Raw genomic sequence first — 24820 nt, forward strand, 5'->3', positions numbered from 1 at the left:
GGATCCAGCCTGCGTGTACTGCGTCCCGGCTCACCCTCGAGCGCGCCGGCCGACACGTCACTCCAGCGTCTGCTCCTCGCGGATCGGCTCCCGCATGGTCGTCGCCGGGAACCACTCGAAGAAGCGGTGGATGAGCTGCCGCCGCTCGGGCTCGATGTACTCGAACACCGCGCCCCGGTCGTTGATCTCCCAGAACTCGTTGCTCGTCACGGCCAGGAGCTCCGCGCGGATCGAGCGCAGCCGGTCGGGCCGCTCGTCGCGCATGTCGCGGTAGATCCGCCGCGCGAGCGCCTCCTCGCCCTTCTGCAGGTAGTACGTGGCGAGCTTGACCTGCGCCTTGCGGACGCCGCGGAGCGACGGCTCCTGCTGGTCGAGCTCGGCTTCCTTGTCCACCTCGAGGAAGAGCTGGAGCAGCTCGTCCCGGGCAGGTGCGTGGAGGTCGTACGCGCGCTCGTTGACCACGCAGAGGTCGAACGCGACGGTCTCGGTGAGGAACGCGAGCCCCATCGCGTGCGCCGTCTGCGCGTAGTACTTGAAATACCGAGCGATATCGAGGACCTGATCCCCCCAGCCCGCCTTGAGCAGCTCCTCGGCGAGGTAGCGGTACTGGTTCAGGTTGTTGTAGGCCGCGGCGATGTCCTTCGCGTTGAGCGAGCGGCGCATGTAGGTGTTGAAGAACTTCACGACGACCGCGACAGCCGCGCGGTCGCCCGCGGCGATGGCGGTCTGCCCGATGTAGCGCGTGTCGATCGCGATGCGCGTGATGAGGTCGGGCATCGCCGTGAGCGCCTCGCGGTAGACCATGAGGAACTGGCGGAGCGCCTTGTACTCGAGCCAGGTCCGCGTGGCCGAGAGCTTGCCGAGCGCCTCGGCGTTCATGCTCACGAAGTCGGCGTCGTTGGCGAGGCGGTCGCGGATCTGGAACCAGCGCGGATCGAGCGTCGCCTTGTGCGGCAAGTACGCGACGACGAGCTCCGACAGCGAGTCGACGGTCTTCGACGCGATGCCCTTGTCCTTCTGGTCGATCGCGTTGAGCGCCACGTCGGCGAGCTGCTCCAGCGACGAGAGCGCCGTCACCCGCCGCTCGTCGACCTCGCCGTCGCTCTCCTGATCCGCCGGGCGCAGCGCCTGCTCGATGCCGCTCCGCTTGATCCGCCCGACCACGTTGTCGGGCTCGACGAAGTCGAACACGTACAGGAAGTAGGGCGCCATCATGAGCAGGCTCGCGGTGAGCAGCCCCATGGTGACGAGGACGCCGTACGTCGGGACGAAGGCGTGCTCGGTCGAGCCCTCGCCGACGCGGATCGAGAAGTTCACCCACAGCGAGAACACCGCGCTGACGACGAAGAAGCCCATCACGACCATGTTCGTCCGGTCGCGGAAGAACATCTCGGTGATCCGCGGCGTGTACCGGTTCGCGGCGAGCTGCACGATGATGGAGGCCACCGTGATGACGATGCCGAGGATGGCGGCGATGACCTCGCCGATGCCGCCCATGATGTGCTCGGCGTCGCTCGGCGACATGTGCAACAGCACCTCGCGGATCGGGAGGCGCTCGTTCCCGTGCCGCGCGATGTCGAGCAGGTAGACGACCGACAGGGTCGCCATGCTGACGCCGAGGAGATACGACATCGGCCGCAGCCAGATGCGGGCCAAGGCCGCGCCGCGGCGCCGCGTCCCCTCGTCCTCCCCTGCGGTCCGATCCGAGCTCATCAGGTGACCGCCGCTCGCTCCACGCGCCTGCCCCCGGCGTTCGCCATGAAAGGCGGCAGCGCGATTATTTCTTCTCCGGCGGGCTGTCGAGATCTTCGGCGAGGTAGCTGAGGATCACCTCGTCCAGCGACTTCTCGCTGATGAGATCGTCCCCGAAGATCGACGCGCCCTCCGACGGCCGGTTGGTGGCGAAGATGCTGGCCGGGCGCGAGGCCGCGTAGCGGCCGGAGCCGGGGCTGCCCGAGAAGTGCTCGACCGCGACGGGGGCCGCGGGCGGCGGCGAGGGGTGCTCCGGGTGGACGTTGCTGTAGACGCCGGCGCCGGAGGCCGCGGACTCCGACCGCCGCCCGATCACCGACGCGGGCGGCGGGGGGAGGTCCTGGATCTGCTGGAAGAACGGCGTCTGCGCCTCGGCCGCGGCGCGCTCGAGCGCGTCGAGATCGAGATCGATCGACGGCTCGGACTTCTTGATCTCCGGCGGCCGCACGGCCCTGCCGGTGAGCGGGCTGGCCGCGCGCCCTCCGCCGCCGAGCCCCTGGATCCCGACCGGGTCGAGCTCGAGCCGCGGGCGCGCGCTGGCCGACGCGGGCGCCGGCTCGGGCGCCGCGGCGCGCGCCGGCGGCGCAGCGGCGGGCGCGGGCGCCGGCCTCGCGGGCGGCGCGGCGGGCCTCGGCGGCGGCGTCGGCGCGGGGGCCGGCTTCGGGCGCGGCGCCGCCTCGGGCGCGAGGGGCGGCACGACGGGGGACGCGACCGCCGGCGTGAGGGGCCGGGACGGCGGGGGCGGCTTCGGCGCGCTCGGGACCTCGGGCGACGACGGCGCCGGCGGCCGCGCGGCCTTGCTCGGATCGACGGCGGCGGGCGCCGCGGCCGCGGGGGCCGAGACGGGCGGCGCGGCGCTGTCGTCGAAGAGGTAGTCGAAGTGGCCGTCGCGCAGGGCGATGAACATCGCCTTGTGCTGCTCCTTCATCATGCCGCGTACCGTCTCGGCGAGCGAGGCCTGGCCGACGTGCTCCGCGTACGACGTCTTCGTGGTCTTGAGAATGCGCCCGCCGTCGGCGAAGAGGTGCGTGATGATGTGCGGGTGGCGAATCCCCGAGTCCTCGGTCTGTATGTGGAACAACCGCCCCTTGTGCCGGACGTTGTTGTTGAAGCCGAGCAGGGGCGACGGGGCTTTCACGACAGGCAATCCGAGGTTGGGGAGGTGAGGAGATCGCACCAGCGGGGGGCGCTCGCCACGGCCGAGACTATCACAGCACGGCGCGCCAGGAACGATCCGCAACGTGCCCCCGTTCCTTCACGTGGGGGCGCATGTCGGAGCCGGTCGCCCGCTGGGCGGGTCCCCTCGGGGCTCCGCCCCGCTCCGCACGCCGGCGTCCGCTCCGCGGCCGACGGGGCTGGCGCCGAGCGCGCCGGTCGGATCAGGGCAGACAACGCTCCAGGTCGTCCGCATTGCCCGCTTGCAGGGCGCACGCCACCTCCGCCTGGGTGAGGTCGGCCTCGCAGCGGACGAAGCCGCGCTCGCCGGCGGCCGCCCGCGCCATCGCCTGCCGTTCGGCCACCTCGGACACGGCGGGCTCAGGCGTGGCCGCGCGCAGCGCGAGCTCGACATAGCGGTCGAGGAGCGCGGCGCACGCCTCGGGGGTCGGGCGCGGCGAGAGGCGGCGGAGCGCGGCGCGCCCGGCGACGACCCCGACCACGAGCAGCACGATCGCCAGCGTCGCCAGCACGTCCGCGCGCGTCGCCGGCCGCGTCACTCCAGGCACGTATCGACCTGCTCCGGGGTGGCCGCCTGCCGGACGCACGCCATGGCGGCGTCCGTGATCCGCCGCCCGACGCACCGGTCGATGAGCTCCTTGCCGCGGGCGTCCCGCACCGCCGCCGTGCGCTCCTCGACGACCTTCGGGTCGACGACGTTCTGGGCCCGGAGCTCGATCTCCGCGCTCCGCTTGAAGATGGCCTCGCACTCGTCGCGGCTCGCCGGGTGCCCGCACCCGGCCGCGAGCGACGCGCCGCCGACGAGGGCCAGACACGACGCGAGCCAAAGGAGCCGGTCCCGACGCGGACAGCCGGTGACCGTGGAGACGGAACGCCGCCTCCGCAGAAGGGAAGTTGAGCCAGGGCGGCGACGCATGGCCGCGACGATGGCGCCACGCCCGGTGGGGCGCAACCCGGGTCCAGCTCCCGGCCGGAACCCGGCCAGAAACCGACGCCCGCCGGCCCGGCGCCGGCCCTGGGCGCGCCGGAACGCTCTCCGGCCCGAGTCAAGATGGAAACCTCGCGTATTGCTGGAACGCGTGTGCAGGTCTGTTACGATTGCTTTCTGTGCGCAAGGCGAGCGAGCACGGTGACAGCGTGGACGGCGCTCGATCCGTCCGTACGGGCTCTGGGGGGCGCCGCACGAAATCGACGGCGAAAGCCGTTGCGGGCAGCGTCGTTGCGGGTGGCGGGGAGGACGCCGGGCGGGACGCTCCACGAGAGAAGCGGCCCAGCAATGCGCCGCGGCGGCGCGCGCCGGCGAAGACGCTGACGCCCGAGGAGATGCTGCGGCGGGCGCTGGGCGCGGAGACGCCGCGCTCCCGGGCGCTCTGGGCGCGGCGGGGGCTGTCGCTCCGGGGGCCGCTCGACCGGACGACGCAGGCGATGCTGCTGCGCCAGCTCTACCTCGCCTATTTCGAGACGCGCCGCTTCGAGCGGGCGGCCGAGGTGGCGGAGCAGGTCCTCTCGCTCGGCGTGCTGCGCGACGTCGCCCACCAGGACGCGGCGCGCGCGAAGCAGGCGCTCGGGGACATCGACGGGGCGGTGGGGCACCTCCGGCTGGCGGCGCGCACGGGGCCGGCGAGCCGGCGGGCGTTCCACTGGTGGACGCTGGGCAGCGTCTACCACCTGGCGCGGCGGTACGACGAGGCGATCGGCGCGCTCACGCGCGCGGCGCGCTGGGGCACGCGGGACAAGCCGCTCTACCAGGGGCACCTCGCCGTGGTGCAGTGCGAGAGCGGCAAGACGGTGGAGGGGCTCGGCGCGCTGATCGACCGGCTCTCGGAGGTGCCGGCGGGCCAGGGGTACGGGCGCTTCGTGCTCGGGCAGATGGCTTACTTCGACCGTCGCTGGGACGAGGCCAAGAAATACCTGGAAGCCTTCGTACAGCGGAGCACCTCGGGGCGGGCCGCGGTCGCGATCGCGCTCGGGGGGGAGATCGAGGCCGCGCGCCAGACGCTGGCGTCCCTCCCGAAGCGCTGATGCCGGCCTGAACGGACGGCCGCGCGCCGCACGGGGGCGATCGCTTTGCTATAGAACCTCCGTGATGACCGCTTCGACTCGTTTCAAGGGAAGCGCCGGCGCCGCCCCGGCGGTTGGTCGACGGGGCGCGGACGGCGCGGCCGGGGCGCCCGGGCGCGCGCTCGCGGCGCTCGCGGCGCTCGCGGCGCTCTCGGTGCTCGCGTCCCCGGCGCTCGCCCTGGCCGCGGATCAGCCGGATCTGTTCACCCGCGGCCTCCAGGCGGGCCCGGCCTTCGCGGGGCTCGCCGCGCTCGCGGGCGGCCTGCTCACGTGCCTCACGCCCTGCGTGTACCCGATGATCGCGATCACGGTGAGCATCTTCGGGGCGCGGGAGGCGAAGTCCCGGCGCGAGGCGATGCTGCTCTCGACGAGCTTCGTGCTCGGGATCGTCGTGCTCTTCACGACGATGCTCGTGGTCGCGGCGCTCACGGGCAGCCTGTTCGGCAGCGTGCTCTCGAACCGGTGGGTCATCGTCGGCATCGCGGGGGTGTTCATCGCGATGTCGCTCTCCATGTTCGGCGCGTTCGACATGGCGCTGCCCGACTCGCTGATGCAGCGGCTCTCGCAGGTCGGCGGCATCGGCTACGGCGGCGCGTTCCTGCTCGGGCTGGTGAGCGGCCTCGTCGCGGCGCCGTGCACCGGGCCCGTCCTCACCGGCATCATCCTCTGGATCGGGAAGACCCAGAGCATCGGCCTCGGGGCGCTCGTCGGCGCCACCTTCGCGATCGGGCTCGGCCTGCCGTTCTGGCTCGTCGGCGCGTTCGCGGTCGCGCTGCCGAAGGGGGGCAAGTGGATGCTCGGCGTGAAGTCGTTCTTCGGGATCGTGATGCTGGTCGTCGCGCTGTATTTCCTGAAGACGACGTTCCCGGCGCTGTCGTCGCTCGCGCAGCCCACGCCGCAGTTCATGGCGATCATGGCCGGGCTGGTCGTGGTCGGCCTCCTGCTCGGCGCGGTGCACCTGTCCTGGGACGACGGCGGCGCCGGGGTGAAGGCCCGCAAGGGGCTCGGGATCGCGCTCACGGTGGCCTCGGGTTTCCTGCTCGTCGCGAGCCTGGACCTGCCGAGGCTCGCCTCGCCCGTGCCGTCGGCGGTGGCCGGCGAGGCCGCGCCGCGGCAGCTCACGTGGTTGCACCAGGAGCCGGTGGCCGTCTCGAAGGCGAAGGCGGAGAAGCGCCCGCTGCTCGTCGACTTCACCGCCGAGTGGTGCGGCGCCTGCAAGCAGCTCGACAAGGACACCTTCTCGGATCCGCGCGTCATGGCCAAGGCGGCGCACTTCGTCGCGGTGAAGGTCGACGCGACGGACGACGAGGATCCGCAGGTCGACGCGGTGAAGGGCAAGTACAAGGTCGTCGGCCTGCCCACGGTGGTGATCTACGACTCGACCGGGGCCGAGCGGAAGCGCTTCAACGACTTCGTCGGCCCGGACGTGTTCCTGGCGGCGCTCGAGGGCATCGAGTAGCGGCGCGCCACCGCCCATGCGCCCTTCCCTGCTCGCCGCCCTCGCGCTCTGCTCCCTGATCCTCGCCGGCTGCGGCGGCGCTCCGCGACCGACCACCGGGACCGTGGTGATCGGCCTGACGAGCGAGCTGCGCGCCGGCGTCGAGCTCGATCGGCTGCGCATGGTCCTGCGCGCCGGCGGCGAGGTGCTCCGCGACGACGTGATGACGCACAAGAGCGGGCAGCTGTTCTTCCCGCGGGAGCTCTTCTTCCGCGATCTCGAGGACGGGACGCCGGTGGAGATCTCCCTGGAGGCGTTCGGGGCGGAGGACGCGGAGCGGCCGCTGCTCGTGCGCGCCGCGTCGACGCGGGTGATCGGCGGCCGCACGCTGCTGCTCCGCGTGCGCCTCGAGCAGGAGTGCGCCGTCGCGCCGGGGGATCCCACGTGCCCGGCGCCGCAGACCTGCGTGGCCGGCGGCTGCAGCGCCCCCGACGTGGATCCCCGGCGGCTCGAGCCGTACAGCGACTCGTGGAGCGCGGACGCCGTGCCGGACGCCTGCAAGCCGGCCGGCGGGGGCGAGCCGGTCGTGGTCGTCGGCGAGGGGCAGGCCGACTACTTCGCGCTCGAGGATCTCGACGAGGTCCAGGTGGAGGCCGGACCGCAGGGCGGCTACCACATCTTCGTCGCCATCCGGCTCAAGAACCTCCGGCAGTCCGGCTCGATCACGGTGGTGAACGGCGCCGTGCCCGAGCTCGACTACGCCATCGAGCCGCTCCGGGTCATCTTCACCCTGGACCAGGACGAGGGCGGCTACTGCAAGCTCGCCGGGCTTCGGTTCCGGCTCGACGGGGAGCGGACGATCGACGAGCTGCTCGGGAAGGTCGTCGACGTCGAGGTGACCGTCACGGACGCCGACGGGGACACCGGGACCGGCAGGCGCAAGGTGACGCTCTCGCAGACCATCCTGTAGCGCGCGGCCTCACTCGCGCGCGGCGCGCCAGCGCGTCATCGAGCCGCCGGTGAGCAGGTCGAGGGACGCCTCGGCCTCGAGCGCCGCGAGCGCGGCGGCGCGGCGCTCCTCGGGGCTCCGGCCCGGATCGGCCGAGAGCGCGACGGCGCGCTGCCAGGCGAAGAGCAGCTCGAGCACGCGCGCCGTGAGCTTCGCCTGCAGCTCGGCGCGCTCGCGGCGGAGGCGCTCCAGGGCGATCTCCTCGTCGGCGAAGAGCAGGCGATCGAGCCGCCAGGTCGCGCGCGCCTCGAGCCAGAGGCTCGTGCCGCCGGAGGCCGTCCTCCGCGCCGGATCGTACTCGGTGGGGGCCAGGTTCTCCGCCTCGTCGACGAGGCGCGAGACGCGGAGCCGGAGCTCCGGGAGCAGCGACGACGTCCGGGCGCGCGACGCGATGGCGTCGATGCGCGCCTCGGGGTCGAGCAGGCGCGACTGCCGCAGCGCCGCCTCGACGATCGCGCGGGCCATCGCCGGCGTGACCCGGACCGGCAGCGGGAGCGGCGGCTCGACCTCGGCCGGCGGCGGCGCGGGAGGCGGCGCGGGGGGCGCCTCCGCGGGATCGGGCGCCGGCGCCGCGCGGGGCGGGCTCGGAGGCGCAGGCTTCAGCCGCGGCGCCTCGGGTTCGGCGATGGCGGAGGGAGGGGGCACGCCAGGGCGATCGGAGAGCCGCTCCAGGGGGATGCTCGCGAGCAGCATGCCGCTGAGGGAGCGCTCGCCGCCTTCGAGCCGCGCGAGCCCGAGCTGGAGCGAGACCCAGAGCGGCTGCGCGCGCCCCGGGGACGGAGCCCAGAGCTCGTGGGGCGCGGCGTCGAGGCGGTCCACGCGCGGGTCGAGCGCGGTCGGCTCATCGTCGAAGGGGAGCTCGGCGCGCGCCTCGGGCGCGGACAGGGCGCAGGCGAGCGCGCCGAGGAGGGAGAGAACGGGGGTGGCGAGGGATCGGTGGTTCGGTTGCACGCGAGCTGGGTCGACCGCCGCGCGCCGCCAGTTGCGTGAGCGGGTCGTCCGGCTCGCTCAGCAGCAGTGGTCAAATTTGAACATGAAGGCGGGAAGGCGGGAAGAAACTCTTAATGATCTTCCCGCCTTCATGGGGACTCTCTCTGGGCAAAGTGGACCACTGCTCGCTCAGCGGCTCCCCGAGGGCGGGCGCGCCGCGGTGGCGAAGCTCCGCCACAGCTCGGTTCCGCCGCCAGGGGACCGAGGCCGCTCGGCGCCGCCGCGCAGCTCGCTCGCGCCGCCGCGCAGCTCGCTCGCGCCGCCGCGCAGCTCGCTCGCGCCGCCGCGCAGCTCGCTCGCGCCGCCGCGCAGCTCGCTCGCGCCGCCGCGCAGCTCGCTCGCGCCGCCGAGGGATCGAGGCCGCTCGGCGTCGGCGCGCCGGAAGGCCTCGCTGGCGTGGGGCTGGCCGACGGACCCCGGCCAGGCGCTGCCGCCGCCTCCCCGGAGCAGGTCGCTCGATCCGCCGCGGGTCGCCGCGACCGCCTGCGCGAGCGCCTCCGCGGTCGGCGCCGTTCCCGAGGGGAAGCGCGGCGGCCCCTCGCGGGGCGGCTCGCGGGTCGCCGCGACCGCCCGCGCGAGCGCCTCCGCGGTCGGCGTCGCGCCCGAAGGGAAGCGCGGCGGCCCCTCGCTCGGCGAGGCGAGCGCTGGTTCCAAGGCGATCGCCGCGCTGGGGTCGGGCACGACAGCGTCGGCCGCGGGGGTGCCGAGCGGGGTTGGTTCGATGGCTCCGGGAGCGGCGTCGCTGCTCGCGCCCGGCGCGGCAGCTTCGGTGGTCGCGTCGCTGCTCGCGGCAGGCGCGGCAGCTTCCGCAGCGATGTCGCGGGCCGCGGCCGGCGCGGCGGCTGCCGCAGCGACATCGCGGGCCGCGGGGGGTGCGGCAGCCGTGGCCACACCGCTGCCGGCGACGGGCGCTGCCTCGGCCGCCCCGGGTTGCGCGGCGCCGCTCGCGGCCGGCGCGCTCGGGGCCGACGGAGGAGCGATCACGGAGCCCGCCCCCGCAGCGTACGCCGCGGCGACGCTCTCCCCAGCCTGACCGCTCGCCCCCGAGGCGGGCAGCGACGCTGCTGCCGCGTCGAGCGCGCCGGACGCCGCGGACGGCGCATCGCCGCCGGCGCGTTCGAGGTGTGGCTGCGCGTCGCGCGTCGGTCCGGCGGGGCGGTCCGCCGGGATCTCGTCCAGCAGCGCCGCCTGCGCGGCAGCGCCGGGCTCCGGCGCGGGCGGCCTCGGCGCGAGCGGCACCGCGCGCGGCGCAGCGACCTCCAGGCCCACCGCGAAGGGCTCGAACATGTCGCCGTCGAGCCAGCCCGTGCACATCCGGAGGTGCGAGCCGGCCGGGATGTCGCGCACGAACATGTCGCCGAAGAGCGCGTCGATCGCGAGATCCCGCTGCTCGACCACCGGCCTCTCCCAGCTCGGAAGCACCGCGACCACGCGGATCACGAGCTGCCCTCCCGGGCGGCGCGCGCGCGCTCGCGCGAGCGTCCGGGGGCGCACTTCCCAGTAGACGTAGAGCGTCTCCGGATCGACCGCGAGGCCGACGACCTCGTCGAGGTCGTACCGCGCCGGGAGCTCCGCACGCTCGTCCTGCAAGGCCGCGGCGAGGCCCGGCGCCGCACCCGCGACGACGCGCTCCGCGATGACCGCCGGCGCTGGAGCGTCCGCGGGAGAGGGATCTCGCGGCGGCTGCGCCGGCTCGAGGTCGGGAGCCTCGGGAACGGGCTCGGGCTGACGATCCTGCTCGCCCGCGATGGGGGCCTCGGGATGCTCGCTCGATCCGGAGTCCTTCGCTGCCTCGGCCCCGGTGTCCTTCGCGGTCTCTGCGCCGGCGTCCTTCGCTGCCTCTGCGCCGGTGTCCTTCGCGGTCTCTGCGCCGGCGTCCTTCGCTGCCTCTGCGCCGGCGTCCTTCGCTGCCTCTGCGCCGGCGTCCTTCGCTGCCTCTGCGCCGGTGTCCTTCGCTGCCTCTGCGCCGGCGTCCTTCGCTGCCTCTGCGCCGGTGTCCTTCGCCTCCGCGGCTTCGGCCCCGGTTTCCTCCGAGTCGGCGGCCTCGACGCCGGCCTCCTCCGCCTCCGCGCCTTCGGCCCCGGCCTCCTCCGCCTCCGCGCCTTCGGCCCCGGCCTCCTCCGCCTCCGCTCCTTCGGCCCCGGCCTCCTCCGCGTCCTCCGCCTCGGCGTCCTCCGCCTCCGCGTCCCCTGCCCCCTCCCCTCGCGCCTCCGCACCCTCGCCCTGCGCGCGCTGCGCCTGCTCGATCAGCCGCTCCCGGAGCCGCCGCGCGTCCTCGTGCTGCGGATCGCGCTCGAGGATCTCGTCGAGCACGGCGATCGCCCGGTCCGTGTGCCCTTGCGACGCGTAGATCTCGGCGAGCGTCGTCGTGGCCCGCGGCGGCGGCGGGGGCGGCGGCCACTGCTCGGGCGGGGCCTCGCCGCGCAGCGCGCGCGCGGTCTCCGGCATGTGCAGGCCGCGCTCGACAACGCGCGACAGCAGATCGCGCGCCCGCCCGAGGAAGCCGCGCAGCCGGGCCCGCTCCGGCTCCCCCTGCGCGGTGCGCGCCAGGATCTCGTCGACGAGCTCGGCCTTCGTGAGCACGCGCGGCCGCGGCACCCCGAGGCCCTCGGCGCGCGCTATCAGCTCCTCCCGCGTCAGCCCGTCGAGCTCCCGGCGCTCCATCGCCGTGGACGCTACCACATCCGCCGCGCGCCCACCGGCGCGCGGCCGCTCACCGAAAGGCGCCCTCCGCCGCCGGATCCGCGGCGAGCGGCGCGAGCCGCGCGCGCGCGGCCTCGGCGTCGCGCGCGATCTGCGCCTTGAGCTCCGGCAGGCCCGAGAACCGCCGCTCCTCGCGCAGCCGGGCGACGAGGTGCACCCGCAGCGCCGCGCCGTAGAGATCCTCGTCGATGTCGAACAGGTGCACCTCGAGGTTCGGCCGCGCCTGCTTCGACGGCTCGACCGTCGGCCGCACGCCGAGGTTCGCCACGCCGCGGGCGAGCGCGGTCGCGCGGCCCGACGGCGTCACCCGATCGACGAGCGTCGCGTACACGCCGAACGGCGGGAGCGCCTCCTCGATCTCGTCGAGGTTGCAGGTGGGGAAGCCGATGGTCCGGCCCCGCTTGGCCCCCTGCGCGACCACGCCCGACAGCATGTGCGGCCGCGACAGCATCTGCTCGGCCGCCTCGAGATCCCCGCGCGCGATCGCCGCGCGGACGCGGGTGCTCGACCACGCCCCCTCGGCGTCGCCCACGAGCGGGTGCGATCGCGTCTCGAAGCCGAGATCCTCGCCGAGGCGCCCGAGCGTCGTGAAGTCCCCGGCGCGCCCGTGGCCGAACCGGAAGTTCGCGCCGACCAGGACGACGCGCGCGGCGAGCCGATCGAGCAGCACGCGCCGCACGAACTCCTCCGGCGTCTGCGCCGCGAACGCGCGATCGAACGTCACCACGTCCACCCGGATCGCCGGCTGCACGCGCCGGATGAGCTCGATCTTGCGCGGCAGCGCCGTCAGCGTCGGCGGCGGGGTCCGGCCAAGGACGCTCGCCGGGTGCGGCGCGAACGTGAGCGCCACCGGCGAGAGCCCCCGCCGCTCCGCGTCGAGCGCCGCGTCGGCGAGCAGCGCCTGGTGCCCCCGGTGGACGCCGTCGAAGTTGCCGATGATGACGAGGCTGCCCCGCGGCCCGACCGCGGCGCGCCCGCCCTGCCCGCCAGCGGCGGCAGCAAAATACTCCACAGACGCTACCTAACCCGAAGCACCGCCCAACGAAAAGCCGGTGGGCAAGCCAGCGCCAGGGGAGCCGCCCCGGCACGATACGCATGTACAGCCAAGCGTCCGATGTACAGAGCCGCTTGACGGCCCCATGTCCGGCTGATAGAGCCGCGCTCCCCTAAATGGGCTGGAGGCGCGCCGTGTTCAAGAGAGTAAGTATCTTCTCCGGCAACGCCAATTTCGCACTTACCCAGGAAATCTGTCAGGTCCTGGAGCAACCCATGGGGAAGTCGCGGGTGTCGCGCTTTTCCGACGGGGAGACGTTCTGCGTCATCCAGGAGAACGTCCGCGGCGTCGACACCTACGTTGTGCAGCCTACCTGCTCGCCGGTGAACGACAGCGTGATGGAGCTCCTGATCATGGTCGACGCGCTCCGCCGCGCCTCGGCCGGCTCGATCACGGCGGTCATCCCCTACTACGGCTATGCCCGGCAGGACCGGAAGGTCGCGCCGAGGACGCCGATCACCTCGAAGCTGGTGGCCGACCTCATCGTCGCCGCCGGGGTGAACCGGATCGTCGCGCTCGACCTGCACGCCGGGCAGATCCAGGGCTTCTTCAACATCCCGTTCGACCACCTGTACGCGATGCCGGCGCTGCTCGATCACCACCTCCGCGAGCACTACGGCAAGGACGTGGTCATCGTCTCGCCGGACGCCGGCGGCGTCGAGCGGGCCCGCGCCTACTCGAAGCGCCTCCAGGGCACGCTGGCGATCATCGACAAGCGCCGCGAGCGGGCGAACGAGAGCGAGGTCATGAACATCATCGGCGAGGTGGCCGGCAAGCACTGCCTCATCCTCGACGACCTCATCGACACCGCCGGCACCCTGGTGAACGCGGCCAACGCCCTGATGAAGCAGGGCGCCAAGAGCGTCGCCGCCTGCGCCACGCACCCGGTCCTGTCCGGTCCGGCCGTCGAGCGCATCAAGGACTCCCCCCTCACCGAGGTCGTGGTGACGAACTCGATCCCGCTCTCGGACGAGGCGAGGGCGTCCGGTAAATTCAAGGTCGTCTCGGTGGCGCGGCTGCTCGCCGAGGCGATCCGCCGCATCCATCACTCGGACTCGGTGAGCTCGCTCTTCGTCTGACCGGCGGCGCGCATCCGGCGGAACCGGCGGAACCTTGCGCAACCTCGCGAAAGGAACCCCGGTGGCGCAGGCCGCCCGCGCTCCCGCCACAAAAACGCCGCTGCCCGGCGACGAAGGCTCGACTTTCCGTTTCGCGTTCTGCTATAGCGCCGCACCCTACGCCGGAGTGGACCGCGCACCGCGGGCCTCCGGATCACTTCTGGAGCCGTCGTCATGGAGATCATCAAGCTCAACGCCACGAGGCGCGAGGAGAGCGGCAAGAGCGCGTCGAGCCGCCTGCGCCGCGCCGGACAGATTCCCGCCATCGCCTACGGGCGCGAGCTCGCGCCGCTGTCGGTCGCCGTCTCGCCGAAGGCGCTCCTTCAGGTGCTCGGCTCCGACCACGGCAAGAACTCCGTGGTCGAGCTCGCCATCGAAAACGGCGAGACGCTCACCGTCATGGTGCGCGACTACGACTACCACCCGATCTCGCGGGAGCTCGTCCACGCCGACTTCATCCAGGTGAAGCTCGACCAGCCCGTCGACGTGCACATCCCCTTCCGCACCGTGGGCAAGCCGAAGGGCGTGGTCACCGGCGGCATCCTCCAGCAGATCTTCCGCACGATCCCGGTGCGCTGCCTGCCCGAGAAGATCCCGTCGTTCATCGAGATCGACGTGACCGAGCTCGACATGGGCGAGTCGTTCAAGGCGAGCGGGCTGAAGCTGCCCGAGGGCGTGAAGGCCCTGCTCGCCGACGACCAGACGATCGCCGTCGTCAACGCGCCCGAGAAGGCGGGCGCCGAGGACGAGGCGAAGCCGGCTGCCGGCGCGCCGGCCGCTGCGGCCGCTGCGCCTGCCGGCGGCGCGGCTGCCCCCGCCAAGGGCGGCGCCGCCCCCGCGGGCGACAAGAAGGACAAGAAGTAGCCCCGGCCTGGGCGCGGGCCGCCCCTCGCCTCGGTCCCCCGAGGCGCGCGCGGCCCGCCCCGCCCTGCGCCGCGCCCCCGCGCGCCGCAGCCCGCCTCTGTCCCAAGGATTCCAGGGATCCAGCAGAACCCGCTCGCCATGCTGCTCGTGGTCGGCCTGGGAAATCCGGGCAAGGAATACGCCGCTCACCGGCACAACGTCGGCTTCATGGCCATCGACGCGCTGGCCGACGAGGTCCGGGCCGATCCGTTCCGCGAGAAGTTCTCGGGCGTGCACGCGAAGGCGGAGATCGCCGGGCAGCCGGCGATCCTGCTCAAGCCGATGACCTACATGAACGAGTCGGGCCGCAGCGTTCAGCCGGCGATGGCCTTCTTCAAGGTCGCGCCGTCCTCGCTGATCGTGCTGCACGACGAGCTCGACCTGCCGTTCGGCACGGTTCGCCTGAAGGTCGGCGGCGGGCACGCGGGGCACAACGGGCTGCGCTCGATCATCGCGCACTGCGGGACGGGCAACTTCGGGCGCGTCCGCCTCGGGATCGGGCGGCCGCCGCCGGGCTACCGGGGCGAGGTCGCGGGCTACGTGCTGTCGGGGTTCGACGCGGTAGAGCGCGCGGGCTTGCCCGACTGCTTGAAGCAAGCTGTCCAAAGTGTGCTAGAAGTCGCCGCCCGCGGCTTCGACGCCGCGATGAACGTTCGAAACACCCGGCCCAAGCCGGGCAAGAGGCAGAAGGGCGAAGGGGACGGGTCGACAGACCCGACCCCTGCCGCGAAGGGAGAGAGGGGTCCCCTCCCCCCGACGCAGAAGCCCTGATCCTCGACGGAGCCAGGTTGTCGAGCCCGCGCTCGCGACGCTCGGCAAGCTGCTCCTTTCCTCGCTCCGGGGCGTCGCCCCGGGGCCACAGGCCGAGAGGGAAGACCGAAGAATGAGCCGACAGGTAACGGCGCCCGGGCGCGCCAAAGAGTACGAGACCATCTACATCCTGCGACCCGACATCGACGCCGACGGCGCCGAGCGGATCGGGACGCGCCTCGCCGAGGTCGTGACCCGCGAGGCCGGTCGTCTGACCAAGGTCGAGACGTGGGGGCGCCGCCGCCTCGCGTACGACATCGCCAAGCACCGCCGCGGTGTGTACGTCTACCTGAAGTACCTCGGGGGCGGGAAGGTCGTCTCCGAGGTCGAGCGCAACCTGCGCCTCGCCGACGGCGTGCTGAAGTACCAGACGGTGCTCGTGCGCAACGACGTCGAGGTCCAGGGCCTCACGGTCGCCGACGAGGACGTGAAGTTCGAGCGCCTCGAGCTCGCGCCGATCGAGGACGACCGCGACGACTCGCGCGAGCGGCAGCTCGGCCTGATCGAGCCGGAGCGCCGCGTCGACCGCAGCTCCGAGGCGGCCCCGGCGGGCGACATCGACGAGGCTGAAGAGGGCGAGGCGGAAGGCGCCGCCGACGAGGAGGAGAGCTGACGATGAACGGCCGCAACAACGACATGGGCCGCAACGGCGGCGCTGACTACGACGATCGCGACTTCGGGCGCACGCCCGACCTGAACGCGGACGCCCCCGGGCGCCGCCGCACGGGCCGGAAGCGCGTCTGCCGCTACTGCGCGGACAAGGCGCTGGTCATCGACTACAAGGACCCGCAGGCGCTCAAGTACTTCATCTCGGAGCGCGGCAAGGTCGTCCCGCGCCGCATCAGCGGCAACTGCGCGCGCCACCAGCGCAAGGTGACGCTCTCGATCAAGCGCGCGCGCAACATCGCGCTCTTGCCGTTCACCGTGACGGCGTAGGAGGTCGATCATGGCAACCCACATCCATGTGGTCCTCACGGAGGACCTCCACAACGTCGGCAAGAGCGGCGAGCTCGTGAAGGTTCGCCCCGGCTTCGCGCGCAACTACCTCATCCCGCGCGGCCTCGCGGTGGGCGCCACCGCCGAGAACGTGTCCCGCATCGAGCACGAGAAGCGGGTCGCCGAGTCGCGCGCCGCGAAGACGCGCTCCGAGGCGGAGCAGCTCGCGGCCAAGCTGAACCAGGTGAAGCTGACCATCAGCCGCCCGGTCGGCGAGGGCGACAAGCTGTACGGCTCGGTGACGGCGCGCGACATCGAAGAGGCGCTCGCCGCGCAGGGCTTCAGCGTCGACCGTCGCCGCATCGAGAGCGACACGATCAAGACGCTCGGCGCCCACACCGTGACGCTCCGCCTCGCCCCGTCCATCACGGCGTCGGTCGAGGTCACGGTCGCCGCCAAGTAGGCGTCCCGGAAGCGCGGCTCGTCCGCGCTTCCACCTCATCCGCCACGCGCGGCTTGTCCGCGCTTCCACCTCGTCCGCCACGCGCGGCTCGCCCGCGCTTCCACCTCGTCCGCCACGCGCGGCTCGCCCGCGCGCTCGCGTCCCCCTCACCCGCGCTTCCGCCTCACCCACGCCCGCGCGACGTCGTGCCCCCGCGCCACGGCGCGCAGCATGAGCGCCGGATCGGCCCACCGCTCGCGGGCCTCCCAGGCGAGGCTCGCCAGCATCCCGGCGCAGAACGCGTCGCCCGCGCCCGTCGGATCGAGCGGCCGCACCGGGCGCGGCGCGACCGCGCGCTCGCCCTCGGGGCCGAGCACGAGCGTCGCCCGCGCGCCGTCCGTGACGACCAGCGTCGCCTCGGGCCGCAGCCGCTCGCGGAGCGCGCGCGCCGTCGTCCCCAGCACCTCGAGGTCGCCGGTGCTGCACTTCACGAGATCCGCCTGCGCGAACAGCCGGAAGCAGCCGCGCATGCCGTCGCCTGTTCCGGCGCCCGCCCCCGCAGGCGCCGCCGCGCCGGCGCCGGCCCCCGCGGATGTGGCCCCGCGCCCGGCGCGCGGCCACATCCGCGGGCGCGCGTTGACGTCGATCGAGACCGCGCACCCCTCGCGGCGAGCAGCCGCGGCCGCCCGCGCGATCGCGCCGATCGCCCCGCGCACCGGCGCGATCCCGGTGAAGTGCACGACCCGGGTCTGCCATCGCGCGGGCAGCGCCGCGGCAAGCTCGCGCGCCTCGAGCTCGCCCTGCCGGTAGCCGGCGAAGCGCGCCTCGCCCCGCGCGATCGCCACGAGCATGAGGCCGGTCCGCGCCGCGCCCAGCGCGAGCCGCCCCACATCGACGCCGGCCGCAGCGACCTCGTCCCTGAGCCCGCGCCCCAGGGCGTCGTCGCCCAGCGCAGCGCACACCCCCGACGGGACGCCCAGCCGGGCGAGCGCCATCGCGGTGTTCACCGCCCCGCCCCCCGGGACGCGGCGCAGCAATTTTGCCTGCTCGAGCGGAATGCCCTCCGGCGCGTAGAGGTCCCACAGCGCTTCACCCACGCAGATCACCTCGGTGGGTTCAATCCTTGTTTGACGCGTTTTGTGATCCACAATGGCGGCTCCCCGCGACGGCGCATGCCCGGGAGCGAAGCGTCATCGCAGCTGAGTCAAGCGGGAAAGGAAATGGCGATGAGACCGGCGTTGCTCAATTTCCATACCTCGTCGCCGGCGGCGCCGCCGCGCCGCGCCGCGCCCCCGCGTCGCGGCGAGCCCCCGCGTCGCGGCGAGACCAAGCGCCCCTCGAACGTGGAACCTGCATTGAGATGCCCACCGCACGAACGCTCACTGCAATGCAAACACAAAACCTTCTCAGCGCGGCCCATGTTCTGATAGACGGAACTCGACCCTGCACCCGACGCCCCGAAGGACCGCTGCGCCTTCGGGGCGTCGCCCATTTCGGCACCTGTGGAAAAGCTCGGGGCGGGATGGGGGCAATCGGTGGGGAGGAGATGCACGGATGATGAGAATGATGGAGCGCCGCGGCCAGCGGCCCCAGAGGATCGAGCCTCCCATCGTCGCCGGACGGGTACCGCCGCACGACCTCGACGCCGAGGCGGCGGTGCTGTCGGCCATCCTGCTGCACCGCGACGCGCTCGATCGGGTGCTCGAGATCCTGAAGGCGGATCATTTCTACAGCGAGGCGAACAGCCGCATCTACGAGGCCGCGCAGGAGCTCGCGTCCGGCGGCACGCCGATCGACATCGTCTCGGTCGCCTCCTGGCTGCGCGACCGGGAGCGCCTCGCCCAGGTGGGCGGCGCGGCGTACCTCGCCCAGCTCGCGGACGCGACGCCGGCGGTCGCGCACGTCGGCGCGCACGCGCGGGTCGTCTACGAGAAGTGGCGCGTGCGCCAGCTCATCGCCACGTGCCAGCGCGTCGCGGCCGAGGGGTACGGCGACGTCGGCGTGGTGCAGGAGTTCATCGACGGCGCGGAGCAGGCGGTCTACCAGCTCGCGCGCACGCCCCAGGGGACGTCGACGCAGCCGATCGCCCAGGTGCTCAAGGCCGCGTTCGAGCAGATCACCGCGGCCGCGGAGCGCGGCGACCGCATCACGGGCATCTCGACGGGCTTCGAGAAGCTCGACGCCAAGACGGCCGGCCTGCACGACGGCGACCTCTCGATCGTCGCCGCGCGCCCCGGCATGGGCAAGACGTCGTTCGTCCTCAACCTCGCCGTGAACGTGGCGTCGCCGCGCACGGTGAGCTCCCCCGGCCCCGACCAGGCGGGGCACGGCATCGAGCGGCACGAGCCCGGCTTCGGCGCCGCCGTCTTCTCGCTCGAGATGCCGCGCGAGCAGCTCGCCACACGTATGGTCTGCAGCGAGGGCCGCGTCGACGTCGGCAAGCTCCGCCAGGGCTTCCTGCAGCCCGACGACTGGCGCCGCCTGACCGAGGCCGCGTCCTTCCTGTCGACCCTGCCCATCTGGATCGACGACACGCCGGCGATCAGCCTGCTCGAGCTGCGCGCCAAGGTGCGGCGCATCCAGGCCGAGTACGACCGGCCGCCCAGCGACGGCAACTCGGGGCGGCGCGTCGGACTCGTCGTCATCGACTACCTGCAGCTCATGAAGGGGCGCGACGGCGTGAGCAGCCGCGAGCAGGAGATCAGCGAGATCTCCCGCGGGCTCAAGCAGCTCGCGAAGGAGCTCAAGGTGGCGGTCATCGCGCTCTCGCAGCTGAACCGCGCGGTCGAGACCCGGACCACCAAGGACAAGCGCCCTCAGCTGTCGGACCTCCGCGAGTCGGGCGCCATCGAGCAGGACGCCGACAACATCATCTTCATCTACCGCGACGAGTACTACAACCCGGAGACCACCAACCACAAAGGCATCGCGGAGCTCATCGTCGCCAAGCAGCGCAACGGGCCGACGGGCAAGGTGCTCACGCGGTTCACCTCGTCGTGCACCCGGTTCGACAACCTCGCGCCCGGCGATTACCCGGACATGGTGGACGACGAGTAGCCCGCCGAGAGCGGCGGGCACCCGCTTCGGATACGGGCCCATCTCGACGTTTTCGGTGCTCAGCGCCCTTCCGTGCGCTTCCGCGCCGAAAACGCCGAGCTGGACCCGTCTCCTGTGCGGGTGACCGCCGCTCTGGAACGCATGTGCCAGCGACGGGCGAAAACCGCGCTAGCGTGCGCGGCATGTCCGTCTGGTACGTCCCCGCCCTCCTCGCCGCGGTCTGCATGGCCGGGCACTACCTGATGCTGCGCGCGGCGGCGGGCCGCGTCGGCGACGCCCTCGGCGCGCTGTGCATCGAGGGCACCGCGGCCGCCGGGATCCTCGTCTTCCTCGTCCTCCGCCCGGGCGCGGAGGCGCCTCCGACGGCGCCGGGGGTGCTCTGGGCGTGCGCGTCCGGCCTGTTCATCAGCGGGGTGACCACGCTCGTCTTCACCGCGCTCCGGATGGGCGGCCCGGTGTCCGCGACCGGGCCGATGGTGTTCGCCGGCGGCGTGGCGCTCGCCGCGCTGTTCGCGCCGCTGCTCTTCGGCGAGGCGTTCACCGCCCGCCGCGCGCTCGGCGTCTGCCTCGGGATCGCCTCCCTCGTCGTCCTCGCCACCGAGCGCTCCTGACCCAAGCGCCGCCGCGACCGCGCATCGGAACAGCACCGATGATCCGTTCGATCGAGATGCCCCCTCGCTCCCCTGCCGGCCCCCCGCGCGCGCGACGCGCCGCGCCCCGCGCGTCCAGCGCGTCCAGCGCGTCCAGCGCGCCGCGGCGCGCCGGGCTCGCCGCGCTCGCGCTCGCCGCGGCCGGCTGCGCGCCGCCGGTGCAGGGGGGCAGCGTCGCCGTGTCCTCCGGCGCGGCCGAGCGGCTCGGCATGCTCTGCCGGTGGGGGCACGGCGGCGGCGAGCAGGGCGCGCTCTGCCCGGGCGACGCGGTCGCCGCGCGGCCGGCGCGCGTCCGGCGGATCGCGGCGCCCGCGGACGCGCTCTCGGGGCCGCTCGCGGCGGGGCGGCCGGGCGACTACGTGCTCGAGAACGACGAGATCGCGGTGGTGATCGAGCAGCTCGGCCCGGGGACGGGCCTGGCCGAGGGCGGGGGCCACCTCATCGACGCGGCGGATGCGCGGGAGCGGAGCGACGAGCTCGGGCAGATCGTCCCCCGGCTCGGCGCGCCGCCGCGGCAGGTGATCTACCGCGACCTCGCCACGGGCGCCGGCGAGGGCGGCGCGGCGTGGATCGAGGCGCGCGGCGAGGTGCGCGGGCGCGCGCTCGAGGGCGGCGCGCTCTCCGTCACCACCCGCTACACGCTCGCGCCGAGCGGCCGTGCGGTCGTGATCGCGACGTCGCTCCAGAACGACGGCGACCGCCCGGTCGAGGCGCTCGATCTCGGCGACGTCGTCCACTGGGGCGCCGCGGAGCACGCCGCGCCGGGCGCGGCGCCTGGGCTGCGCGGCGAGCACGAGGCGCCGTACCTGGCCGGCGTCGGCTCCCGCGTCGCGTACGCGCTCGTCCCGGCGGGCGGCGGGATGATCCGCGCGCGGAGCGGCGCGGGCTTCAGCGACGCGACGTTCGCGCGGCAGGCGGCGCTGCCGCCGGGCGGGCGCGCCGCGTACGAGCGGATCCTCGCGATCGCGCCGCGCGGCGACGCGCTCGCCGTCGCGACGGAGCTCTTCTTCCTCGGCGGGGGCGCGCCCGGCGGCGTCGCGCTCGAGCTCGTAGACGCCCGCGGCGCGCCGCTCCGGCCCATGGCCGGCCGGGCCACGCTGACGCCGGTCGCCGAGGAGGGCGCCGCGCCGGCCGCCGGCGCGGCGGCCGCGCTGGCCGACGGCGCGCTCGACCTGTGGTTGCGGACCGGCGAGCGCGAGCCGCTCGCCGCCGAGGCGCCGCCCGGCCTCTACCTGGTCGGCTTCGAGGGGAGCGGCCGCCGGGCGCTGGGGACCGCGCGGGTCCAGGTCCGCGCCGGCGAGATCGCCCCCGCGCGGCTCGCGCTCTCCGGCGTCGGCCAGCTCGACCTCCGGGTGGAGGAGCGCGGCGCCCCGGGGCCCGCCGCTGCCCCGGGGCCCGCCGCTGCCACGGGGCCCGCCACTGCCACGGGGCCCGCCGCTGTACAGGCGCCCGCCGCGGCCCCGGACCTCCTCGGCCCGCTCATCCCGGTGAAGGTCGGCTTCTTCGACGCCGCGACCGGCAAGGCCGTATCGCCGCCGCGGCTCGCGCTCGGGGGCGAGCTCCATCTTCCCCTGCCGCCCGGGCGCATCCGGGTCGTCGCCTCGCGCGGGCCCGAGTACGCGCTCGCCGAGGCGACGGTCGACATCGCCGACGGCGCGCGGTCGCCGCTCGCGCTGACGCTCCAGCGGGTGGTCGACACGTCGGGCTACATCGCGTGCGACCTGCGGCAGCACACCGCGCGGAGCGCCGACGCGGGCATCGCCTCGGCGGTGCGGCTCGCCTGGAGCGCGGCGGAGGGCGTGGAGTGCGCGGTGGCGACCGAGCACAACCTCGCCGCCGATCTCCAGCCGGACGTGGCCGCCCTGCAGCTCGACGCGCAGCTGCGCATGCTGCCGGGCATCGAGCTCACGAGCGGCCGGGGCGGCGCCGGGCTCGGGAGCCTCAGCGTGTTCCCGCTCGGCGGAGCGGCGGCCGCGCCCCGCGAGGGCGCGCTGCGGTGGGGCGACGAGACCGCGGGCGAGCTCCTCCGCGAGGTGCGCGCGCTGCCCGGCGAGCGCGTCGTCCAGCTGAGCCGGCGCCACGGCGGCGGCTCGCCGCTGCACGGCTCTGGAGCGCCGCAGGAAGCGCCGGAGGAGGGAGCGCGCCAGCTCGCGCAGCTCGTCGGGGACGGTGGTGGCGCGGATGCGCTCGAGGTGTGGACCGGGCGCGAGGTGGCCGCGCGGGACCGGGCGCTGGAGGAGCTCTGGGCGCTGCTCCGCGCGTCCCGCCCGATCACGCCGACGGCGACGAGCGACACGCACGGGCTGCACGGCGCGGAGGCGGGGACGCCGCGCACGTACGTCGCGGTGGCCGGCGACGATCCGGGGCGGCTCGACGTGGGGGACCTCGTCGCGGGCCTGCGGCGGCGGCGCGACGTCGTGATCACGAACGGGCCGTTCGTGACGATGCGCCTCGGCGAGGCGCGCCAGGGGGGCGTCGCCTCGGTGCGGCGCGGGGCGCGCGGGGGGCCGCGGACGCTCTCGATCCGGATCGAGCGCGCGCCCTGGGTCGACGCGCGGGAGCTGCATGTGCTGGTGGGCGGCGTCGCGAGCGGCGAGGCGATCCCGCTGGAGGGCGCGCGCACCACGGCTGCGGGCGCGCTTCTCGACGAGGTCGAGATCCCGGTGGTGCTTGGAACGGGCGGCGGGCGAGGGGCGGCGCGGCAGGGCGCCCGCGTCGGAGGGGCGGGCGGCGACGGGCGGAGCGGGAAGGGCGGGCGCGGTGTGATCGCCGTCGCCGAGGACACGTTCGTGGTGGCGATCGTGCGGGGGCAGCGGCCGCTCGAGCCGGTGCTCACCGGGGATCCGGGCGGGATCCTGCCGTTCGCGATGACAGCGCCGCTCTGGATCGACGCCGACGGCGATGGCCGGTCCCTCGGTCGCGCGGCGGCGCCGTGAGCGAGCTTCACCGGTCCTCCGGCTGGCGAGCTGCTCTGGCGCTCAGCGCCGGACGAGCCGCTGCGCAGGGCGCCGAGCCCTATGCGTTGAGCCTGGGCGGCGGGGCGGCGGGGGACGTCAGGCCATCGGACGTGCTGTAGAGCAGCTCGAGGAGAGGCTTTTCTGACGCGGGCGCCGTGACCTTCCACACGACTTCCTGCCCATCGGACGAGATGTCGAATCGGAGGAACGAGCAGCAGGCTTGCTCTTTGGCGGCCAGCGCCCGCGCCTCCTCCTCGACGCCTGGATCTGCCCGCAAGGTCCAGACGAAGCCGCCGTCGAAGCGCTCGCGCCGGACGAGAGAGCGCGCGAGGAGGGCGCGGAACTCGTCGAGGCGCTCCGGCATCTGTTCGCCAGAAAGGGTGCAGCTGATGGTGGGATCGTTCCGATCCGGCGTACGCGCATCCGGAGCACGGCAGCCGCATGCGCCGTCGATCGAGCACGCCCCCGTCTCGGCGCAGGGTGCCTGGCGTTTCTCCGAGCGGCGGAGGTGGGCGACGACCGTCAACACCGCGCCAACGCCCACCAGGCCGAAGGCGATCGGTTCACCGAAGGCGACGAGGGCGCCGAGCCCACCGGCGCCGATGGTGATGACCAGCAAAGGAATCGCGCAACAGGCGGCGCAAGCGGCCACGCCGAGGCCCAGGGACATGGCTGGCAGTGGCCAGCGCCTCGGGGAAAGGGGAACGATGGACGTATCGAGCTCCTTTCCCCTCTAGGCCGCTCGGCGGGCATTCGTGACAGCCGGCGTGCGATTACTTGCAATTCGTCGGAATTGCTGTGGTTTCTGCGGTTATTAGGGCTCGGTGCCACGGCAGAGCACGCGGCGTTGCGCGCCTCGGCGGTCGGCGACGCCTTGACGATGTTCGCGGGCGATCCTGGGGTTTGTCGATGCGCAAAGCTCATGGCCGCGCGCCCATGTCCGACCGCGCTCGCCGCTCCACGCCGCTCGGTAACATGGTCTAACGCTGCTACGGCCCGGCGCCTGGAAGGCCCCCCGCGTCGCCGGCGAGCTCGAGGCACTGGGCCACGAGGGACAGCCGCTCGCCGAGCCGCCCATTGGAAAAGCGGAAGAACAGCCGCTCGACGTGGGTGAGGGTCGGCTCGCTCCAGAAGAAGCCGGACAGGGCCGCCTCGGCCGTCGCGGCGCGTCCGTGGGCCGCCCCGGTCGCCGGGGCGCCCTGCCGGCAGACCACCGACTCCGCGAGCTCGACGTACACCTCGGCGGCCGCCGCGTCGTCGAGCGCCCGCAGCGCGAGCTCCTCGAGCAGCGGCCGGAGGTCCACGCCGAGCAGCGCGCACGACGCGGCGAGGTCGATCGCCTGAACGCTCGCTCCGCCACCGAGCCGGAGCCGGAAGAGCGCGGCGAAGGCGGCGCGCACCACCTCGCGCTCGGACTCCGGCCACGCGGCGAAGCCGGCCGACAGGATCTTGCCCGCGACGATCTCGAAGCAGAGGGCGCCGACCTGCTCGATCGCCATGAGCTCGAGGACGCGGGGGAGAAACCAGCGGAAATCGCGCGGCTCGCCCCACGTGGTCATGGCCTTGAACGCAAAGCGCCCGATGGCCTCCGCGGGCGCGGACTCGCGCGCGACCTGATGCAGCGCGCGCGCCTCGCCGGGCGAGACGCAGCACGGACAGCCCTCGACGGGGCCCAGCGGGCGGTCGCCACGCGTCATGGCGTAGAGCGCGGCGATCGACGCTTTCCACGCCTGCACGTCACCATCCACGCGCCGAAGCGTAGCC

22 protein-coding genes are annotated in these 24820 nt (G+C 74.0%); 12 read left to right on the forward strand and 10 right to left on the reverse strand.

From position 1 onward, the window contains the following. Window positions 1-57: 57 nt before the first annotated feature. The 4 genes from WME98_RS11500 to WME98_RS11515 form a co-directional block, all read right to left on the reverse strand. Window positions 58-1713, reverse strand: coding sequence for a DUF2254 family protein (locus WME98_RS11500; protein ID WP_061621668.1), 1656 nt, complete (start codon window positions 1711-1713; stop codon window positions 58-60). Between the two features lie 64 nt (window positions 1714-1777). Further along, complete coding sequence (locus tag WME98_RS11505) at window positions 1778-2890, reverse strand: hypothetical protein (RefSeq protein WP_437951381.1); 1113 nt, start codon at window positions 2888-2890, stop codon at window positions 1778-1780. Between the two features lie 241 nt (window positions 2891-3131). Next, entirely contained in the window at window positions 3132-3476 is a 345-nt protein-coding gene (locus WME98_RS11510) for a hypothetical protein (protein ID WP_437568496.1), read from the reverse strand. Further along, window positions 3464-3844, reverse strand: a complete 381-nt coding sequence (locus WME98_RS11515; protein WP_437333408.1) for a hypothetical protein — start codon at window positions 3842-3844, stop codon at window positions 3464-3466. Before WME98_RS11515 ends, WME98_RS11510 begins: the two co-directional genes overlap by 13 nt. 407 nt (window positions 3845-4251) lie before the next feature. Between WME98_RS11515 and WME98_RS11520 the strand changes: the two genes are divergently transcribed. The 3 genes from WME98_RS11520 (at window position 4252) to WME98_RS11530 (ending at window position 7397) form a co-directional block, all read left to right on the forward strand. Continuing rightward, on the forward strand, window positions 4252-4950 hold the full coding sequence (locus WME98_RS11520) for a tetratricopeptide repeat protein (protein WP_437333409.1): 699 nt from the start codon (window positions 4252-4254) through the stop codon (window positions 4948-4950). Window positions 4951-5014: 64 nt separating this feature from the next. Continuing rightward, complete coding sequence (locus tag WME98_RS11525) at window positions 5015-6448, forward strand: protein-disulfide reductase DsbD family protein (RefSeq protein WP_437951382.1); 1434 nt, start codon at window positions 5015-5017, stop codon at window positions 6446-6448. Window positions 6449-6464: 16 nt separating this feature from the next. Then, a complete protein-coding gene (locus tag WME98_RS11530; protein ID WP_437951383.1) occupies window positions 6465-7397 on the forward strand; it encodes a hypothetical protein in 933 nt (310 codons plus the stop codon). Between the two features lie 9 nt (window positions 7398-7406). On the opposite strand, the gene WME98_RS11535 is transcribed toward WME98_RS11530, so the two are convergent. From WME98_RS11535 to ribF, 3 genes are all read right to left on the reverse strand, one after another. Beyond that, on the reverse strand, window positions 7407-8387 hold the full coding sequence (locus WME98_RS11535) for a hypothetical protein (protein WP_437951384.1): 981 nt from the start codon (window positions 8385-8387) through the stop codon (window positions 7407-7409). A 168-nt stretch (window positions 8388-8555) separates the two neighbouring features. Further along, on the reverse strand, window positions 8556-11108 hold the full coding sequence (locus tag WME98_RS11540; protein ID WP_437951385.1) for a tetratricopeptide repeat protein: 2553 nt from the start codon (window positions 11106-11108) through the stop codon (window positions 8556-8558). Window positions 11109-11139: 31 nt separating this feature from the next. After that, a complete protein-coding gene (gene ribF / locus WME98_RS11545) occupies window positions 11140-12141 on the reverse strand; it encodes a riboflavin biosynthesis protein RibF (RefSeq protein ID WP_437951386.1) in 1002 nt (333 codons plus the stop codon). A gap of 158 nt (window positions 12142-12299) precedes the next feature. Between ribF and WME98_RS11550 the strand changes: the two genes are divergently transcribed. From WME98_RS11550 to rplI, 6 genes are all read left to right on the forward strand, one after another. Further along, window positions 12300-13262: a ribose-phosphate pyrophosphokinase gene (locus tag WME98_RS11550; RefSeq protein WP_437333413.1), complete on the forward strand. Its 963-nt coding sequence runs from the start codon at window positions 12300-12302 to the stop codon at window positions 13260-13262. A 213-nt stretch (window positions 13263-13475) separates the two neighbouring features. Continuing rightward, a complete protein-coding gene (locus WME98_RS11555; RefSeq protein WP_437951387.1) occupies window positions 13476-14165 on the forward strand; it encodes a 50S ribosomal protein L25/general stress protein Ctc in 690 nt (229 codons plus the stop codon). 138 nt (window positions 14166-14303) lie between these two features. Then, a complete protein-coding gene (gene pth / locus WME98_RS11560; RefSeq protein ID WP_437951388.1) occupies window positions 14304-14975 on the forward strand; it encodes an aminoacyl-tRNA hydrolase in 672 nt (223 codons plus the stop codon). Window positions 14976-15087: 112 nt separating this feature from the next. Further along, window positions 15088-15627, forward strand: a complete 540-nt coding sequence (gene rpsF, locus WME98_RS11565) for a 30S ribosomal protein S6 (RefSeq protein WP_437951389.1) — start codon at window positions 15088-15090, stop codon at window positions 15625-15627. A gap of 2 nt (window positions 15628-15629) precedes the next feature. Continuing rightward, window positions 15630-15950, forward strand: a complete 321-nt coding sequence (rpsR, locus tag WME98_RS11570) for a 30S ribosomal protein S18 (RefSeq protein WP_012239546.1) — start codon at window positions 15630-15632, stop codon at window positions 15948-15950. Between the two features lie 10 nt (window positions 15951-15960). Continuing rightward, on the forward strand, window positions 15961-16413 hold the full coding sequence (gene rplI / locus WME98_RS11575) for a 50S ribosomal protein L9 (protein WP_061629313.1): 453 nt from the start codon (window positions 15961-15963) through the stop codon (window positions 16411-16413). 146 nt (window positions 16414-16559) lie between these two features. On the opposite strand, the gene WME98_RS11580 is transcribed toward rplI, so the two are convergent. Beyond that, window positions 16560-17489 carry a PfkB family carbohydrate kinase gene (locus WME98_RS11580; protein ID WP_437951390.1) on the reverse strand — a complete coding sequence of 310 codons (930 nt, stop codon included), beginning with the start codon at window positions 17487-17489 and terminating at the stop codon, window positions 16560-16562. A gap of 457 nt (window positions 17490-17946) precedes the next feature. Between WME98_RS11580 and dnaB the strand changes: the two genes are divergently transcribed. The 3 genes from dnaB (at window position 17947) to WME98_RS11595 (ending at window position 23035) form a co-directional block, all read left to right on the forward strand. Continuing rightward, entirely contained in the window at window positions 17947-19449 is a 1503-nt protein-coding gene (dnaB, locus tag WME98_RS11585; protein WP_437315074.1) for a replicative DNA helicase, read from the forward strand. 182 nt (window positions 19450-19631) lie between these two features. Then, on the forward strand, window positions 19632-20060 hold the full coding sequence (locus tag WME98_RS11590; protein ID WP_061623130.1) for a hypothetical protein: 429 nt from the start codon (window positions 19632-19634) through the stop codon (window positions 20058-20060). Window positions 20061-20098: 38 nt separating this feature from the next. Continuing rightward, complete coding sequence (locus WME98_RS11595) at window positions 20099-23035, forward strand: CehA/McbA family metallohydrolase (protein ID WP_437951391.1); 2937 nt, start codon at window positions 20099-20101, stop codon at window positions 23033-23035. Between the two features lie 79 nt (window positions 23036-23114). On the opposite strand, the gene WME98_RS11600 is transcribed toward WME98_RS11595, so the two are convergent. Together WME98_RS11600 and WME98_RS11605 are read right to left on the reverse strand one after the other, a co-directional pair. After that, complete coding sequence (locus tag WME98_RS11600; protein WP_437951392.1) at window positions 23115-23726, reverse strand: hypothetical protein; 612 nt, start codon at window positions 23724-23726, stop codon at window positions 23115-23117. Between the two features lie 319 nt (window positions 23727-24045). Further along, window positions 24046-24792, reverse strand: coding sequence for a hypothetical protein (locus WME98_RS11605; protein WP_437951393.1), 747 nt, complete (start codon window positions 24790-24792; stop codon window positions 24046-24048). Window positions 24793-24820 lie beyond the last annotated feature (28 nt).

Source organism: Sorangium sp. So ce296, assembly GCF_051529605.1.
Lineage (GTDB): Bacteria > Myxococcota_A > Polyangia > Polyangiales > Polyangiaceae > Sorangium > Sorangium cellulosum_D.